This window comes from Aestuariivirga sp., from assembly GCF_044239095.1.
Lineage (GTDB): Bacteria > Pseudomonadota > Alphaproteobacteria > Rhizobiales > Aestuariivirgaceae > Aestuariivirga.
Window position 1 is genome coordinate 1 of the sequence record NZ_JBIICB010000066.1, and the last position, 17,047, is coordinate 17,047.

The window sequence follows — 17,047 nt, forward strand, 5'->3', positions numbered from 1 at the left end:
TGGCCGCTATCCCTCTTGCCGGCACCTTTCCCCATGGGCCAGGTGGTCGACTTTTACGCCGCCGCATGGCCCAATTTTACTCCGGCGTTGACACCTTCTGCATTGGCACTCTGACTGACTTGTATGCCGCGCCACTTTCAAGGCTCTTAGGAAGTTACAGGGCAAAGCGGCTCGTTCTCTGTGATGCAGCGCTGGCCGCACCATGGCAGGCCAGACGGTCACGCCATCAGACCTCATGAGAAGCAAAGCCCGGACAGCAGCAGAACTCTCTATTCTGTTGAGCTTTCCGGGGCGACCAGCATTCCGAGTACCTTGGGAAGGTTCTTGGTACGCCGCTCCAAAACGCCATTTGCCTCGTCAGGCAGCCAGAAATAAAGGTAGGCCAGTTCAGCATAGTTGGCAATCTGCTTGGCGTTTCTCTGGGCGGTTCCGACCAATGCCGTGGCTTCCGCTGCTCGATCCTGCTTCATGAGAGACCTTGCCCAATAGTAGTATCCAGCAACGCCATCCGGCGTTATGGCTATCGCTTCTGCAAAATGATAGTCAGACTCCTCAAACTTCCGCTGGGATGCTAAAGCGATCCCGAGCCCAATATGTGCTGCATATACTATTTTGCTATCTGTAGATTCTGACCAGAACGAACCATCGACAACTTGGTTGTGAAACTCGATCGCGCGATCGTGGTATCCTCGGTAGGACTCCATGAACCCCCGATTGAGTATGGCCGCCTGTAGCTCAGGATCCGACTTGTTTGCCCTGCTGAACCACGATTCGGCGGCGATAGGATCATTATCGATGAGAGACACCAGGCCTCTCAGGTTCTCAAAGAGCGCCCGTTCCGGAGAATAAACAGATGTTGGCGCATTCGCAATCCACTCTTCCACCAAGCTATCGGCCTGAGTTGGATGAACGCCATTCCTCTCTGCTCCGCTGAAAGCATAAAGCGCTGTGAGATAGGGGTTGATTTCCTTCATCGTCCGGAACGCAGCCTCAGATAAGGCGAGATCAACCGAAGTGTTGGGGGTCAATGGAACAGTCAAACTGAAGTGCTCCACATCCTCCATGTTGCCACTGACCACGATCCGGGGGAAATCTTTTCCGCCTATCGAATCGACGACCACACTGGCAAGTACAGTCGAATAGCTTATTCCTACGGCTGCCTTGGCAGCTTCGAATGGCTCTTTGAGATGTGCGGCCTCTGCAAGAGCAGAACTGATCGGCTTGTGCTTGCTGGTAACAAACCGTAGCCGTGTGATGACTGAAGGTGTGGAAGCTATGTTTTCGAGCTCTCCGGCAAATAAGGATTCCACCACCTTCTGGCTGTAGCCTCTTTCTTCATAAACAGGTGCAACCGACGTTTCGACATGAAGGGTCGTCGAGTTAAAGTATGCGTCCGCGCCAATGAGCCCAAGAGCGCCTACCAGAGCATATATCAGTGTAGCCGGCTCAAGCATCTAATCCTCCTCTTGCATCTGACAGTCTGACATCCACTTGAAACGCACACAGCGGGGAATGGTACTTGCACCGGACTCCTCCCCTTGAAAAAATCACGCCAACGGGCTTGGGCCAGACAAGCACCATCGATAGCCATCATGGTCTTGTCTGCGTGATTTAGTCTCCAACAAGAGACCGCAAGCGGAAACAGCGCTGTCTAGTAACAGCCAGGAATTCAAACCAAACCTGAAACGCAACCTAGAACCACGCTGCCTCCCTCGCCACCGGCGCAACTCTCTGGACAAGGCATTCTGCCCGCATCGTTACTCGGTCAAGACATCGCTCGTGCCACTCTCTGGCGTTGACACTTCCGGATCACTGTTCTCACGTTCAAAGTTCAGCGTGACCTCAGGGAAGATCGCGACGAGTTCAAGTTCAACATCAGAGAACGCGTAGCCTTCAACCTTCATATCCGCAGCGGTTTCATCAAGGTCTAACAAGCCCAGAAGGAGTGTGCGCTCGATCAGACCGTACTTCTCTTCGTTCTGAAACTCTGTCCTCAGTTGCGCCTCGACCGCCTCAGAAACAGGCTCACGAACCTCCAGGGTCAGGGAAATCTTCGGAATGATGTCGGGCGATATGCTGATGGTAGATACATCGAATCCCGTCCGCTCGACATCCTTGGAAAAGCTTTCCAGCTCGCCCTTGAGCTTTTGCGCGAACTTCGCCTTCTCTTCTGCGATCTGGGCCTCAGTGCTGCCAATGAATTCCCAGGCCATCACCCACGCCTTGCGGAAAGGCGAAGCAGCTGCGTCAACTGCTTCGTGGGCGATCTGCGACCCCCAATCGATCCAAGCTTCAAGGCCCGATTGCTCTTGAGCGCTCGCGGGGACGCCGCTGCTCAACAACAAGGCGGAAGCTACAATTAGAGCTCTCATATGCGCCATTCTTTTCTTCCTCTGTTATCCGGTGACAGGCGAGCCTGCTGCGGGTGATGATTATGGACTGCTGTTCAAGGGATGTACAACACACAAGCATCATTAGTTGAGTGCATGGTTTACACCTTTGCAGGTGACGTGCCCCCGTCGATCTCAGATTGACCCCGAAAGACAGTTGAAGACCAAGCCGTCAAGCAGGAATGGGATGCAAGAGCGCGGCACCTCTTCACGTCTTTATTCGCCTATACCAACGCTTGGAGCGCAACAGGCCAGCCGCACGGGGAGTGATGTCTTCCTCTTCCATCAATCGCTTCACCATCTGGCGGGAGGATTCAATCGGAATCCGGCGGCGTGCTGCATGCAGGCTAGAAATGGCCTCGAAATCACGCATGGAGAGTTTCTTGTGACTCCCGGAAAAGGACTTGAGGAGGTCGACCAATGTGTCCTCCAAGTCTGACTCGAGGGCGATCTGCCCCTTCTGCATCTCAGAATGAAGAACGCCGCGCGCACGCTCAAGCGGCACGCCGAGACGGGTTACTGCCTCCTCCAGCAACCGCTCCTCATCTTCCGATGTGATGAAGCGCGCCCGCTTGCCTCGGAGGCGTACAAGTTGGCGAAGACGGTCCTCCGCATCTGCAACTGTATCGGGTCTATAGTCGCCGCTATATGCTTGTACCATGAGTTCGCTCCGCATGTCCTCTGAATCCTTCTAGCCTGGCTACTTCCCTGGTTGCAGGGATTGCAGGTATTTATCAAGTTCGGTCAGAATGGACCGTTGTACTCCGCGTGGCGTCGCCTCACCCGCGTAGTTCTGTACAAAAGCAGTGACTAGCTTTCTCAGCTCGCTTGTATTTGTGCGGCCCCGGCGGCGAAGAAGGTCAACAAATTCCCGGGCACGGACCTCAATTCTCCAGGCCGGCGTCGTACCTGTCTCACGCGCTTGGCGTTCGGCAAGCGCAATAACCTGATCGATTGTCTCATGGGTCTGGAGGAGACGCTCCTCAACCTGCCGCTCGAAAGATGTCAGCGTGGCCCGATCGCTTGGAACAAAAATGCCCCCTTTGCCAGGGGACGCCTGCGGCCGCTCAGAATGGTGATGGGGCTGCAGGTGATCACACGACTGTATCTGGCTTTCATCAGAAGTGCCCAAGCTCTCCTGTGTTCTGTTGCCCGCCTCCCGGCTTGACATGAAGCGCACGTAGAGCGGCCTAACCCTCAGGCCTTCGGCCCACCCTGACACATGGTCCACGGCCTCATGGGCCAGTCTCCATTTCAGCGTCTCCATCTCTGACGTGGCCCCGCTGCCGTACTTGTCAGAGACATAGGCGCATTGCTCGTGAAAGGCGAGTACCACCTGCGAGATTGACCGCAGCCCGCTCAGCAGGCGGAAGCTATCAAAAGCAGACCGGTAGAAGGAGCTCTTTGTATCGGCCATGGCAACACCACCGCCGGGGCATTTGAACTCAAAGATGTCACCGCTGAAGTTTAGCCGCTTCTTCCAGGTGAGCTCCGCATTCTCCCGCGTGAGGCGCGCGTCGCTACAACTTATGACAAGGATGGCAGGAGTCGCGCTGACCGATGAGGGTGCAGAAAACATACTTATACGCCTTTTGTATGCAGCAGGCCCGATAAAGCCGAATCAATGTGGTTGTAGCTGAGTCCGAATCCATAAAGAAGCGTAAGATAGATCACCAGAAGCCAGATCAAGTTATTCATGCTGGCTTCCAGTCCGAACACCGACATCACATAGTATGATAACAAGGCAAAGACGATGCTGAACGTTATGAGGCCAATGGTTCGCAAAGAGTAATAGGCCCGGTAAAGAAGATAGAAATGTGCACAGCCGAGAATGATCAGGACTACAACCCCAGGAATGCTATCGACTCTGAACCGGTCAGGTACGGTGTAGATTCCGAGTGCACCGGTGAGCAAAACGAACAGAAACGAGCCCCCAAAGCGGAGTGCAATCGAAGCAGGCGTTGGAACGCTGACCGGCACTACTTCATCTCCTGAACAAGGGCTCTTGCAGCGGCAAGAAACGACGATTCAGTGCTGTCCAGAGCCGATGTGACTGCGGTCGTCACCTCGCGTTTCTGCGATTCTAGACCCGCATATACGCTTTCTTTGAAAGCCTGCTCGTTCCAGTTGCGCTCCGCGGCTAGAATGGCGAAGTCCAGACTCCATGCGACCCCAATCGCAACCAGGAAGCGGGTTATGGCAGTGTTGGGAACATAGACCATTCGTAGGCCCGCTGAGATCAGGAGTACGATCGAGGCAAGTTCGGTGAGGCGAAGCACCAGCAGCACTAGCCGTGTCGTCAGGGGGCGCACGACGTGGAACAACCCTACTCCATCATCTGCCTTGGCGCTCAGGATGTTTACGAAAGCCGCTGATTCAACAGCCTGTACCGCGGGCTTAAGTCTCTCCGCCATGATGGCCGACGAGACGGTGGATAGCTGCGGGTGAAGGGCGGCTTGGCATGCCCGATCGGCCTTTGCTGCGCACCTACCATCCAATATCTGCATCTCCAGCAAAAACAGGCGGCTTGCCGTATGCCGGTCGACGAGTCCTGATAGTTCCGCCGCATCTTCCTGTGGTTTGAGTACGCGCTGAGTTACAGACTGGATCTGATCCTCGCGGATAACGCGGATGATGTTGGCCCGCCACTCGCCAGGATCGCCCCAAACGGCGAGTAGAACACGTGCCGCTGTCATGTAAGAGGCGGCATAGCTGCTTGCCCAGCCGTATGCCCAGTCGGAATAGGGGCCCACTCTTTCGATGCGACGGTTGAAGAAGGCATCAAGGTCCTGAAACAGCAGGCCCTCCGACAGCACACGGTCGCGCTTCTCGAACTCAGCTTCGCGCTCATGGGGCTGGTCAGTCTGTGCGGCGCAGGCGGCCGTGAATGAAAAAGTGATCACCGCGCACAGCATGATAGCAAAGCACGCCTTGCCGCAAAGCGGATTGAGCTCCGCTCGCGGCAGACCACGGATCATGGCAGCCCGCCGCATCAGCCGGGTGAATTGTGGGACTTGGTGAGCGAGATCTGCTCAAGCAACCCATCGATAACCAGAAGCACAGCTTGGTCGAGCGACACGCGCAGCCTCGCCGCGCTCGCCCAAGCGGAAAGCTCGCTCTGCAGCTCCTGGCTTGCTGCCTGCATTTCCAGCAGCGCCTTGTCCAGCCGCCCGCTGTCGAGCTCGCGGCCAATCTGCTCAATGACGTTCCGATCCTGATCAATTGCGGCTGACTTGCTGATGCCGATGTCTGACAGGCCAGTCCGGGCATAGTCGACAGGAACTTCCCACCACTGCATCCGAGCTCGCCTGGCGGCTTCTTGAGCTGCATTTCTTCTCTCGCGAAACGCGTCCCGGAGTGCCGCGACTGTGGGGACGTCTTCGAGAGCGAGAGATTTGAGCTGCGCAACCGGCTCGGTCAGCAATGGGTGCGATCCCGCCAAGGCGGCAAGCGTGTCGATATCATGCCGCTCCAGCGAGTTTGATGCATGGCGAAGCACGATGCGCGCAACGATAAGCGGCAACTTGCCTGGCACTGCGAGGCTCTCAACCGCCACGTTTAAGCGCGCGATGTCGGTTTCTGTCTTGCTGCCTAGCGCAAGGAGCTCATTCTCGAGGCCTTCAATCTGCCCAGCCACCCTCATTACCGCAGCCTCGACTCCTGCCGCGTCGAAGATAGGTGGAGGATGCCGCGTCATGGTTGCAAGAGGCCCTCCGACGCTAACCGGTAAGGATTGAGCCAGCGCCTCAATGCCGCGCTGAATATCTGGCGAAAAATGCAACCCCAATGCGGTGACGGCGATAAGCAGAGATAGGCCATTGACCAGCCCTCCGGTGAATCTGGGCCGCTCTATCTTCGGTGCCGCAACCTGTTCGGGATTGTCAACAACTCTAGTCAAACTATGCACGACAGGCTGCCTCGTGGAAATTTCTAGAGAAGCCGATAGGACGGCCATTTATGGAATCATGGATAACTTGAAACATTTTTATAATCAATGGTTCAATTCGGCTTAGGAAAATGCGTGCGCCGGTGGTAAGCACCAACGAATCGGTTGAACAGGTCTAAGCAATGAATTCCGGTTTGGTGGAGTGGTATTCGCTCTTCGATTTATCAGGCGTCTACGCCGCCGCGCTGATCATCGCTGCAAGCTTCGTGTACCTCGGCATATACGCGACTCGTAGACCTCTCGCACCTGCAGCCGGAGCCACAACCTTAAGAGGTCTCGGCGGCGTCAAGCTCAATGGCTTTGAGGTGGTCGTCGGTTCGATTCTCTCCGTTGTCCTCGTCGTTTGCGTTGTTCTTTACGGTAAATTGGTTGAGGAGAGCGGTCAAATCGAGTCGGCCAAGTTACTTGGCGCATGGCAGATCGAAAGGAGAGCAGATTTCCAGGCTAGTGAAAGTGACATTGTGGAATGGCTGATCAAGGGAGAGCAGGAGTTCGATGATGAGGCCCTCTTGGAGTCGCGGACCGAATGGGCGGTGTCGTTGGCGGACCAACACAAGATCACGAAGCGTGGCTTCCGTATTGCAGATGGGTTCATACACGCCGCTTTCTGGTTCATAATGACCGCAACAACGCTCCAAATTCTTCTGATTTCCCAGAATCTGCATGGCCTGCGCGTGCTGATGCCAGCGATTTTTGTGGGCTTTATGATCCTCATGTCATTTCTCGCGTCAGGCGCTTCTGGATTGGCTCCCTATTCGGGGTCGGCGTTGATCGACATCGTCCCGCCGGACGGCTTGCCATGATTTCCTTCATTCAGGCGCTTCCCGTTGAGTACGGGCTCCCATTGGTTGTGGGGGCAGGAGTGCTTCTATCTGCGATAGGCACTTTCGTGGCGAACGACATCTTTACCCCCGAAGAGTTGATTGAGAACAACGCCGTAGGTGGTTTTAAGTATGCATTCCTAGCGCAGATCGTTGCGGCGCTGTTGGCTTTTTCGCTCGTTGATTCGGGTACGCGGTTTGTCTCCTTTCAACTCGCAACTGACAGGGAGGTCGCCACCATTTCGCTGATGCATAAGCTTGAGCGCTTTCTGCCGGCTCATGCCGCAAATTTGAGCGCCGCGGAGCAGAACTACGTCAGGAAGGTCATAGACTACGAGTGGCCTGCCATGCGCGAGGGCAAAGCGGCGCCTGAGGCGAAAATTGCGCTTGAGGAATGGTATGTTGCGGCGATGTCGACAAGAACAAATAGCGAGAGGGAGAAGCTGGCGCTTTCGCAATACATCAGGTTGTTCTCTCAGGTTGTCGAGGCTCGCACGTCCAGGGTGAGTGATGCCTTCAGCCCGTTCGAGAGTCTGATATGGATAAGCTTAGGCGCCGCTGTCATTGTAACCATTTCCTTCAATTGGTTTTTTGGCAGCTACAGTCTCTCTACTCAGCTCGCGATGGGAGCGCTGCTGACGTCAGGTGTCATGATGCTTGTCTATTTGTCGATTGTGCTATCCTCTCCGGTGAAGAGCCCCATAGGAATCACCCCAACTGAGTATATGATCCTGTTGCGGAGTTGAGTTGCAGCGGCGTATCAGCCAGTTTCCGGAGATTTGCATGAACTACTCCATACCAATCGTTGTGCTTGCACTGGGACTCATGTCTGCAGTTGGGGTAGCGCAATCAAGTGGGGTTGTGGAGCCCCTTCCGGTCTCGGCGCCAGCGCAGGAAACTGTACTGCCGCAGCTGCCTGTCACGCCCTCTGAGAACGAGGCAGGCGACTTTGCGTCCTTCAACACCCTCATGCATGATTTCAATCTGTGGGTCTGGCAGAAAGCGGATGTTTCGAGCGATTGGCTTGCTATCCTCGCTCCTCCCGCTGCTGCACGCGAGGCCGTTGGGAATCTGCTGCTCAACTACGTAAATGAACCGATTAGTATCTTGAGCTGGGCCGTTGCTGGAGATTTTGCAAGTGCCGCTGTCTCGGTCGAAAGGTTCTGGGTAAACACCACGCAAGGCTGGCTGGGAATCCAGGATGTTGCGACGTCAAGGGGCCTCGTCATGCCGCAAATTGATATCGGGCTCGCCCTTTGTGCGCGCGGCGTTGGCGAAGGCGGCTACGTTGTTCTGCCTTTTGTTGGTCCGCGTACGACTCGGGATGGGTTGGCTGACTTTGTGTTGTTCAACGCCGTAACTTATGCGGCACTTGCCCCAGTTCTCGGCTTTCCGCCCTCGCTCGAGTCAATAGTCGTTATTGAGTTGACTGAGGAAACGGGACGCATAGCCTTCATGCGCCAGATTGACCATGGTGACGACTTGAATACCTCACAAGCAGCCGTTCGCAAGCAATACCTCTCCGACCGCCGCAGGCGTTGTGACGAGATCATAGCTGGCGTCGGGAACAGTGCCATGAACGGAGCCCACCGATGACCAATGCCGAGATGAAGCTCAAGGAACTTGTCATGCTGCGGGCACGGCCCACAAGCACGCTCACCGCTGAGAGTGAAAGCGAGCTCCTCGAGCTCGCTGTCGCGCAGCTCAATCTTCCCCTTTGGCAGGCCGAGGGCATCATCGTCTCCACCGCCGAGAGTGCCAGTTTCGAGGTGGAATCTGAAATCGATCGTGTCGCGCTCGCCATGCTTGCAGCGCTGGCTGGCTCTTCGCGCACAATCTCTTTTGTGGATTTCGAGACAGTGGTGATCTTCTACAGCGAGAAGCTGAAGTCGGCGCCCGGCGTTGCACGCAGTCGGGTAAAGAAGCTGGTTGACAAGCTCGATTTGCAGCCGCGGCGGAGCGGCTTCTTCTGGTCGGCGCGCTGGTTCCGGACGATAAGATAGGCGTTACGGACGGCCGGGATCACGGGTGCGCAGCAGAGCGAGCGGTTCATCCGAGACTGGTGGCGTGCCGCATGGGAGACACTCCCGCTGGTCAGTCTATTTGACATTGCCAGTCGGAAATTTCGATCCGGCACATCTCCGATGTCGATACTCATCGTCCTGCCTTTATTCTCTTTCTCCGTCGCGTTTTTACTCCGTCAGTGCGAAGGGATTTGCCGGTTCTATAGGTGTGAGGGATTCCGTGCGTTGCCGATATGTCGACTGTCGCGGCTGGCCGCTGGCGGGGTGCGAGGTGTGATCAGGAGTGGGGTCCCTCGATGCGAGACGGCTCCCTTGTCTATTGGTGCCCACGGCTCTTGATATGAGGAGTTAAGCCTGGGTGTGACAGAGTGAATTACCAGTTGCGTAGTTCCGTATTGCAGCCAGCCCTGAACAAGGCTCTCAGAGGCCAGTGTTTACAAAACTTGAAGCAGCTAAGGTGAAGCTGGTGATGATATCCGCCTCGCGCCATTCGAGCCTAATAGTGAGTTATTTGAACTAGCTTGAATGGTGAAAATGAGCGATACAAACCTTCCGTTGGCGTCAACGCTAGTAAAGTTTCCGGGTGATACATACATGTGTGACAGATGCGATCAGAGGACGCGACGCCAGTTTTTGGCGCTCACCGCAGTGAGTGTGGCGGCAGGCATGGCCGGCCAAGGGCTGATGTCGAAGCCAGCCAATGCTTCTGGCAAGGGTACATCCATGACGCCGGACGAAGCACTCGCAATGCTCAAGGAGGGCAATGCCCGTTACGTCGCCGAGCCACAACTCTGCGAAACCCAGCTGGAATTGCGTCGCGCGCAGGTTGCCAAAGGTCAAGCGCCATGGGCAGCGATACTCTCATGCGCCGACAGCCGCGTGCCGCCCGAGCTGGTCTTCGGCGGCGTGAACGTTGGCGAGTTGTTTGTGTGCCGGAACGCCGCAAATATTGCGGATTTCGCCACGATCGGGACGATTGAGTATGGCACCGAGCATCTTGGAGTGCCGCTCGTTGTGGTGTTGGGCCACACGCGATGCGGCGCGGTCGCGGCCGCTTGTGAAGCTGCCCTGAAAGGCGCAAAGTTCACAGGCTATCTGGGACAGTTGATTGACTCGATCATGCCCGTTGCAAAAGAGCTGTGCAAGGAAGGCCAGCCGACTTTGGACGTCATTCGTGGAAGCGCCAGACGGACCGCCGAAGTGATCGCAAACGATAGCGAAGTTGTAAAGCGGCTCGTCAGCGAGGGCAAGGTGAAGGTGGTTAGCGCAATGTATGACATCGATACGGGTGTGGTCGAGTTCATCGGCTAATCATACACACGCCGATCAATTAGCGCGCGTTCCGACCAGGTGGAATCACCTGGTCGAGAAGAAATCGCGTAAAATCAATTTCTTGAGCATGATCACGGCTCCTGAAAGGGGCCGTGGTTGCTTTCATTTAATGAACCGCGGTGCTCTGTCAGGCACCTCTATGGCGTAGAACATGACAGAGGGCGGGAACCAGCCCGCCCTCCGGCCTAAGTTTGTGTTTCTGCGCTGAAGCCTTACTGGATCTCCAGCTTTGTATCCGGTTTCATCAAGAGCTCTGGCGAGATATTGATTGGCGCCTTTTTCAGGATCGGCTTTTCCGGAACCTGCTGTTCGACAGGGATGCAGGTCTTCAGGCTGCGGCTATAGACATAGCCCTTCCTGCACTGTTCCCGTTTCCGCTCCCGCTTGCAGTTCGGCCACGTGCCGACGGTACCTTCTGGGCAGACCTGCTTTATGATCGGAACGCAGTCCGGATATCTGCCCGTGGTGCCACGCGGGCACTTGCGCGGTTTCTCACAGTTGGGCCACTTGCCGATGGTGCCCTTCGGACAGACTTGCTTTACGATCGGGACACAGTTGGGCCACTTGCCAATGGTTCCCTTCGGGCAGACCTGCTTCACGATCGGGACGCAGTTGGGATACTTGCCCGTCGTACCTTGCGGACACTTCCGTGGCTTCTCGCGCGGCTTCTCGCAGTTGGGCCACTTGCCGATGGTACCCTGGGGGCAGACCTGCCTCACGGTGGGGGTGCATTTGGGATACTTGCCGGTGGTACCCTTGGGGCAGACCTGCCTGACGACAGGTGTGCAGTTCGGATACTTGCCCGTGGTGCCTGAGGGGCAAGCCTTGGCCGTGCTTTCTCCCGAGCAGGCGCGGCCGTTCCACCTCTCGCCTTCAGGGCAGCAACCCTGGTCCGGCATCTGCCGTTCGACAGGGCAGGACTGGACGTTGAGCGGTTTCATCGCGGGGCATAGCTCCGGCGGCCCATCGGCGGTTGCTTCCGCGACATCATCGGCAGCAATGATGTTGCGGGGGGCGCCAATGGGTTCGGCGATCCAGGCCTGGTTCCGTATACGGCAGCCGGACTGACGAACTGCGGCCATGGTGGTCTGCACGTCGACCTCGAAGTTCGCCGTTGCACCGGCGGGCATTCCGGTCATGCTCCGGCAACCGGCAAGCGCGCCGAAGCTGCTGCAGGCCCAGCCCGGATCAGCCGTGGTGGCCACCGCCGTCGCTGGCAGGTCAGGCGTGTCGAGGATCGTGACTGGAACAGTCACCGCGCCCGGACCCGTATTGCTGACCGTTACCTGATAGCGGCAGGTAACACCCGATGCCACGGCAACGGCAGCTGACAGGCTCTGGCCACCTTCACAGCGCAACGGTGTCTTGCTGATCACCAAGTTGGAGTCCGGCGCTCGTTGCCGTTCGCATTCCGGCGATGGCACAGGCAGGGTGACGATTGCACTCTCGTCGTTGGCCGGATTGCTGTTGGCGTTCGTGCCGCCCGCGGGCGCCATTATACCCGCCTCGTTGCGGATCTCGCAGATCTTGCTGTTAATCGGCACGAGGGTGAAGGCAGCCAGATGACGGCTGGCCCCGGGGGGCAGCGGCAGCGCGGCAGGCTTCAGGGTGCAGTCAAATCCGCCACCAGAAGGCGCGCAGTCCCACGGACCGAAGAACACTGGCGAGCCTGCGATGGCGGGCGAGGGCTGGTCCTTCACCGTCAAGACGCCGTTGAAGGAATTCGGCCCTTCGTTCTTGACGGTCACGATGAAGAAGCAGGCATAGCCGCCAAGATCCTGCCTGAAGATGCACGTCCTTGCTTCCTTCTTGAGGGACAAGTCGGACTTCTTCCCCATCGATGGCCCGCAATTGCTGCCGAGCGTGAGGGATTGAGCCTCCGCGCCGTCATCGGCGGGATCGAAATTGCCGGCCGATCCGGCTGGTGCCCGGGTGATGCGAACGCGGTTCTCGATCGAGCACTTTCCATCAGCCTCCTGCTGGGCGACCGGCACCTTGACCTTGAACCAGAGATCAACGCTCTGCCCTGGATTGAGCGTCACAGGTGCGTGGTTGCAGGTGTATGAGGTGCCGCCGGCAGGAACACAGTTCCACGCCGGAGGATTGGGCTGGGGTCCATAGGCGATGGTTCCGGGGACCGATATCTCCTCGCTGATCTCGATCGGACCCGAATAGACGCCAGGACCCGTGTTGGTGACCGTGATCAGGAAGCTGCAATGCCAGGTGCCGCCCGAGAGGGAGCATTGCTTCTTGAGTGCCTCCTTCGTGATGGTGAGGTTGGTGCGGTCACCACGCGGCGCGCAGTTCTCGTCTGGAATCTGCGCTTCGGCATAGTCGAAGTCGTCATCCGGATTGGCATCGCCGTAGTCATCCCACCACACCAGCCCCGCCGCGTTTCCGGCGTAGCAGTACTGTTCCGGCAATCTGCTGCCGGGACGCGCGAGGACGGCAGGCCGCTCATCCATGACATAGAGATCAACACTGTCACCGGGCATCAGAAAGACACCGGGAAGGGTGCACTCGTGATCTGAGGAGCCGAGTTCCGCACATATCCAAGGCGGCTGGAAGTCGAAATTCATGATGCTTCCGGGCACCGCGGCCGGCATCCAGTCACGCACCGTCAGCGGGCCCCAGTAGGGCTCGGAGCCGGTGTTGGTGACCCGGATCGTGTAATAGCAAATCCAGCCGAGACCGCCAGGCAAGCAGACCCGTGGTGCGGCTTCCTTGTCGAGCGTCAGGTTGAAGCTGCCGCCCGGAGGCAGTTCGCCCGGCGGCAATTGCATGGGCGGCAGGTAGCCCACGCCCTGTGTTCCGGTGCAGGGCTGGTAGACCTCGACATCGCCCATCCATCCCTGACGCTCAGGGTGATCGAAGTCGCCGTCATAGTCCGTGAAATACGAACTGAAGGGAGGAGAGTTCTCCGGCTTCACCAGTGCGGCATCGTTACCCTGCAGGCCGTCGACGATGGCGGGGCCGCCGGCAACAAGCCGGTCGGCGAGATCTGCGTCATCGCGCAGCGCCTCGCCCGTCGTCCACAGGAAGGCATTGCACGAGCCCAGACGCATGAGACCTTGATTGTCAAAGCCATAGCCCAGGGCCACGCCGCCGTTGGTGTTGCGCTGCTGTGGCCGGAAGCCGATCGCGTACTCGTCAGGAATCGGTACCCAGATGCCGGGTGTCGCCGGATCGTCGGGGATTTCGCGCGTGTAACGGATAACGGTTGCAGTCTTCGGCTGTGCGAACACGCTGTAGTCGAAGCTGCCACTCTGGGCACCGCGCTGGGCGAGGATCATGCGACCGGCGGAATCGAACGTGATGTCGGTGACGGGATCGCCGCTTGCCGGTGCGGAGACGTCAAGTTCCCACCGCGCATCGCCGCGGAAGCTGCCATCGAGAGAAATGCCAACCGACCAGACCTGCGGGCCCTCGGCCACAGCGTAGAAAAGGCGGCCGCCATAGACGGCCATGCCACCCACACGCCGCCCAAGTGGGGTGAGCCCCCATGTCGAAGCCTCTTCGGAGTTGAAGGCGGGGTTCGCGATGTCCATCCGGCTGCCGTCATCGGCCACTGATGCCAGGCCCTGCGAAGGCCGTGCCGAAACACCATGATCAAAGGTGTCCGAGATTAGGCCGGTGGAGTCGAGCCGGTAGATAAGGCCGGTATCGAGATCGGACACGAAGAACTGGCGGCTGGCGCGGTCGAAGACAACATCGCCCAGCCCCGGACCGGCATTGGTGCCGATTGACGAAAACAGCGTAACCGCGCCGGTGATGCCATCAACCTTGTAAATGCTTCCCGGTGCGCCACCTTTGCCGGTGCCCCACTGGCCCTGCATGAACTGTGCACCAGGTGTTCCTTGCTTCACGTGACGGGGCGTCCCGTCATCGCCCGGCGCCACAATGTGGATGCCGAACGCCGACGTTGCACCGAGGTAGATATTCGGAGCTGGCGCGTCATCGAGCGTCACGGCGAAGACCTGACCCACATCGCGCGCGGGCACGCTCACAAGCGCTGGCGCATCGATGAGTTGGCCCGACGGCGGGCCGACAGGCAGTAGACGGTTGATCTGCATCGATGGACCGTCCGGATCGATGAACACATAGGCAAGGGGGTCGGCTTCGGGTGGAATATCCTCCGGCGGAGGCAGGACTCCCGGAAAGCCTGTTACGACGGCATCCCCGGTGCTGAGCACCCCCGGCATCGCGATATCGCCAGCGAAAACGATTTCAGGCAACGCGGCGAACAGGAGCAGCGCGCCAGCCACGGCGCGGATGCAGCGTATGCAAGTATCTTTATGGTTCAGCAGGTTCATGTTCAGGCCCTCCGGTCATCGGGGCAACCAACTCTCGTGGCTGCCCGCAGCCAATCTGATGGTCTAGGAGCTCTTCAAATGTGAGCCCTGAGGCACTGTGTCAGGCCAGAAAAGACAGGACGTCTGCTCCCGGCCTTATGGATCTTTCTCTGCGCGTCTCGCTGCAAGTAGCAGCAAGTGTTCCCGTTCCTTGGTGGTAACGGGCTGGGCTGTGCAGCTAGCGGCAGCCCTTCACGCGCTCGACGGCAACGATCCGGTCGATGTTGCCGCGTTCATACTTGTTGAAGTTGAGGTCCGCCGCATTGCTGACATGACAGTCATCATTCGAGAACAGGTCCTTCGCCCGAGCTGTCCGGAAGCAGTAACCACGCTCATCATAGATCGTGTTGCGTACGGTCCAGAGTGCGTCGCAGGACAACGCCATCAACCGGCTCTTTGGGATGTAGTGGTCATTCGTACAGCCAATGCCATCCTCGAAACAGGCTGCACGGGCGTTATCGAGTGGCAATGCCGTAAACGCCATCACCAATCCCAAGAAGGGCAGAACTCCTGATCGGCCCTTCCGGAGCAACTGCAGAGGCTTCGCGCTGGCGGCATCACCACTTCCATGATCATGAGATAAGTTCATCATACCTCCGCTTCTTCTCCAACCATGTGATCAATGTTGGAAACGATTGCGACGATACATGCAATTGCCTCGACATGATGTGATTAGCATCACAGAGTTATCTGGGTTCGTTGGCCTCAAGCGACTAAGTGCCGGCTTATGCAATCTCAGGAGGTAAGTTTTCCTCAGAGTCCTGGAGCGGTGGGCGATCAGTTGTGATCAACTCCCAATTCTCACCGTCATCCCAGCGAAAGCTGGCCTCCCGCTTTCGTTGCAGCAGATGATGACAGTCGGCAGGACCCAACACGAAAGCTGGGGTGACGGCACGGTTGGAGCGCAAATCTTCCAGTTGTCTCGACTGATCGCCCGCAGCTCTAGACAGCGTCTAGCTTCGGTTGCAGACGTGAAGATGAGACACCCTCAGCGTGATCAGAAGCTCTGTCACTTGGGGCATAACAGCACTATCGTTTGTTGACCAAGGCGTGGTCGTCTGAATGCTGACCGGCCCCTAAAGAATGGTCCGCGTGGAACTTTAGTGCATGATTGGCTTGGGCGCCAGCGCGGGCGGCGGAATGAAGACCTCCGGGGCTGGGAGCCGGTAGCCCGGTGATCCGTGTGGTCGAAGCGAATTGTCGAAGCGCCGCCAGCTTTCCACGATGACGCGGGCTTCGGCGAGGGTGTAGAAGATCTCGCCATTGAGAAGCTCGTCGCGGAGGCGTGCGTTGAAGCTCTCGACGTATCCATTGAACTCGGGGCCGTTACCCGACCTGATGTGCTCCGGCACGCCCCGGATGATGAAGAGATCGGACAGGACGTCGATGACATCAGAAGACTTGAGCTTCCGGTTGATCCTGATCGAAAGGCATTCTCGCGTGAAATCGTCCACCACGTTCAGTATGCGATTCTTCCGTCCGTCATGGGTGCGATCCTCCACGAAGTCATAAGTCCAGCCATGGTTTGGCCGTTCGGCTCGAAGCCGGATACAGGAACCGTCGCTCGGCCAGATCCGGCTGCGCTTTGGCTGCCGGGGCGGGACCTTCAGACCCTCCTGCCGCCAGATCCGCTCCACCCGCTTGTCGTTGACCACCCAGCCCGACGTGCTGCGCAGGAGAGCTGCCATCTTCCGGTAGCCCAGCCGGCCATGCTCCCGGACCGGGGCCACAAGATCGTCCGTCAGCTGCTCCTCGTCGTCCCGGCCCTGCGGGGTCTTGCGCTGTGTCGACCGGTGCTGGCCGAGCCCCGCGCAGGCCCGGCGCTCTGAGGCCGCCTTCCGGAGCTGGGTATTCTCAAGCTCCAACTCCTTCAGCCGCTTAACCTGATCCAGATTCAGTCCGCCGTATTCCTGGCGCCATCGGCAATAGAGCCCCCTCGGTTACCCCGATCTGCCGCACAGCGTCGGCCACCGGAGATCTGTGATAAACAGAAACCTCGACCTGCCGCACCTTGGCGACGATCTCTTCAGGCGTGTGCTTCTTCCTTGGAATGTTCTGATCCTCCTTGATGCCATAATACCAACGGTCATTGGGTCTGACCGACATGAGCCCATTGGCGCATTCCGATTGAGGTGATGGTCTCTGGTTGAGCAATGAGCTTCTGCCAGGCGTCGCATGCTGC

14 protein-coding genes and 1 pseudogene are annotated in these 17,047 nt (G+C 57.8%); 5 read left to right on the forward strand and 10 right to left on the reverse strand.

Annotated features, from left to right (window positions below; genetic code table 11):
- Positions 1-269: 269 nt before the first annotated feature.
- The 7 genes from ACILRA_RS08365 to ACILRA_RS08395 all read right to left on the reverse strand — a co-directional run bounded on the left by ACILRA_RS08365 (position 270) and on the right by ACILRA_RS08395 (position 6,345).
- Positions 270-1,454 carry a tetratricopeptide repeat protein gene (locus ACILRA_RS08365; RefSeq protein WP_395661645.1) on the reverse strand — a complete coding sequence of 395 codons (1,185 nt, stop codon included), beginning with the start codon at positions 1,452-1,454 and terminating at the stop codon, positions 270-272.
- 303 nt (positions 1,455-1,757) lie between these two features.
- Positions 1,758-2,381, reverse strand: a complete 624-nt coding sequence (locus ACILRA_RS08370) for a hypothetical protein (RefSeq protein ID WP_395661646.1) — start codon at positions 2,379-2,381, stop codon at positions 1,758-1,760.
- Between the two features lie 217 nt (positions 2,382-2,598).
- Positions 2,599-3,066 (reverse strand): hypothetical protein, encoded by a 468-nt coding sequence (locus ACILRA_RS08375; RefSeq protein ID WP_395661647.1) that lies wholly within the window; start codon positions 3,064-3,066, stop codon positions 2,599-2,601.
- 24 nt (positions 3,067-3,090) lie between these two features.
- Complete coding sequence (locus ACILRA_RS08380; RefSeq protein WP_395661648.1) at positions 3,091-3,969, reverse strand: hypothetical protein; 879 nt, start codon at positions 3,967-3,969, stop codon at positions 3,091-3,093.
- Between the two features lie 2 nt (positions 3,970-3,971).
- A complete protein-coding gene (locus ACILRA_RS08385) occupies positions 3,972-4,370 on the reverse strand; it encodes a DUF6524 family protein (protein ID WP_395661649.1) in 399 nt (132 codons plus the stop codon).
- Entirely contained in the window at positions 4,370-5,368 is a 999-nt protein-coding gene (locus ACILRA_RS08390) for a hypothetical protein (RefSeq protein WP_395661650.1), read from the reverse strand. Before ACILRA_RS08390 ends, ACILRA_RS08385 begins: the two co-directional genes overlap by 1 nt.
- Positions 5,369-5,382: 14 nt before the next feature.
- Positions 5,383-6,345, reverse strand: a complete 963-nt coding sequence (locus ACILRA_RS08395; RefSeq protein ID WP_395661651.1) for a hypothetical protein — start codon at positions 6,343-6,345, stop codon at positions 5,383-5,385.
- A gap of 113 nt (positions 6,346-6,458) precedes the next feature.
- On the opposite strand from ACILRA_RS08395, the gene ACILRA_RS08400 reads away from it, so the two are divergent.
- From ACILRA_RS08400 to ACILRA_RS08420, 5 genes are all read left to right on the forward strand, one after another.
- Positions 6,459-7,139, forward strand: a complete 681-nt coding sequence (locus tag ACILRA_RS08400) for a hypothetical protein (RefSeq protein WP_395661652.1) — start codon at positions 6,459-6,461, stop codon at positions 7,137-7,139.
- On the forward strand, positions 7,136-7,903 hold the full coding sequence (locus ACILRA_RS08405) for a hypothetical protein (protein ID WP_395661653.1): 768 nt from the start codon (positions 7,136-7,138) through the stop codon (positions 7,901-7,903). The genes ACILRA_RS08400 and ACILRA_RS08405 overlap by 4 nt, the downstream gene beginning before the upstream one ends.
- Before the next feature lie 37 nt (positions 7,904-7,940).
- Positions 7,941-8,753, forward strand: coding sequence for an MlaA family lipoprotein (locus ACILRA_RS08410; protein WP_395661654.1), 813 nt, complete (start codon positions 7,941-7,943; stop codon positions 8,751-8,753).
- The gene (locus ACILRA_RS08415; RefSeq protein WP_395661655.1) at positions 8,750-9,160 is read left to right on the forward strand and encodes a hypothetical protein; all 411 of its coding nucleotides are present in this window, start codon (positions 8,750-8,752) and stop codon (positions 9,158-9,160) included. Before ACILRA_RS08410 ends, ACILRA_RS08415 begins: the two co-directional genes overlap by 4 nt.
- A gap of 615 nt (positions 9,161-9,775) precedes the next feature.
- Complete coding sequence (locus ACILRA_RS08420; RefSeq protein ID WP_395661658.1) at positions 9,776-10,492, forward strand: carbonic anhydrase; 717 nt, start codon at positions 9,776-9,778, stop codon at positions 10,490-10,492.
- A 233-nt stretch (positions 10,493-10,725) separates the two neighbouring features.
- Here ACILRA_RS08420 and ACILRA_RS08425 read toward each other — a convergent pair whose 3' ends face one another.
- From ACILRA_RS08425 to ACILRA_RS08435, 3 genes and pseudogenes are all read right to left on the reverse strand, one after another.
- Entirely contained in the window at positions 10,726-14,826 is a 4,101-nt protein-coding gene (locus ACILRA_RS08425; RefSeq protein ID WP_395661656.1) for a hypothetical protein, read from the reverse strand.
- Between the two features lie 217 nt (positions 14,827-15,043).
- Entirely contained in the window at positions 15,044-15,457 is a 414-nt protein-coding gene (locus tag ACILRA_RS08430) for a YARHG domain-containing protein (protein WP_395661657.1), read from the reverse strand.
- A 508-nt stretch (positions 15,458-15,965) separates the two neighbouring features.
- Positions 15,966-16,917 (reverse strand): annotated as a pseudogene (locus tag ACILRA_RS08435) (integrase core domain-containing protein).
- Positions 16,918-17,047 lie beyond the last annotated feature (130 nt).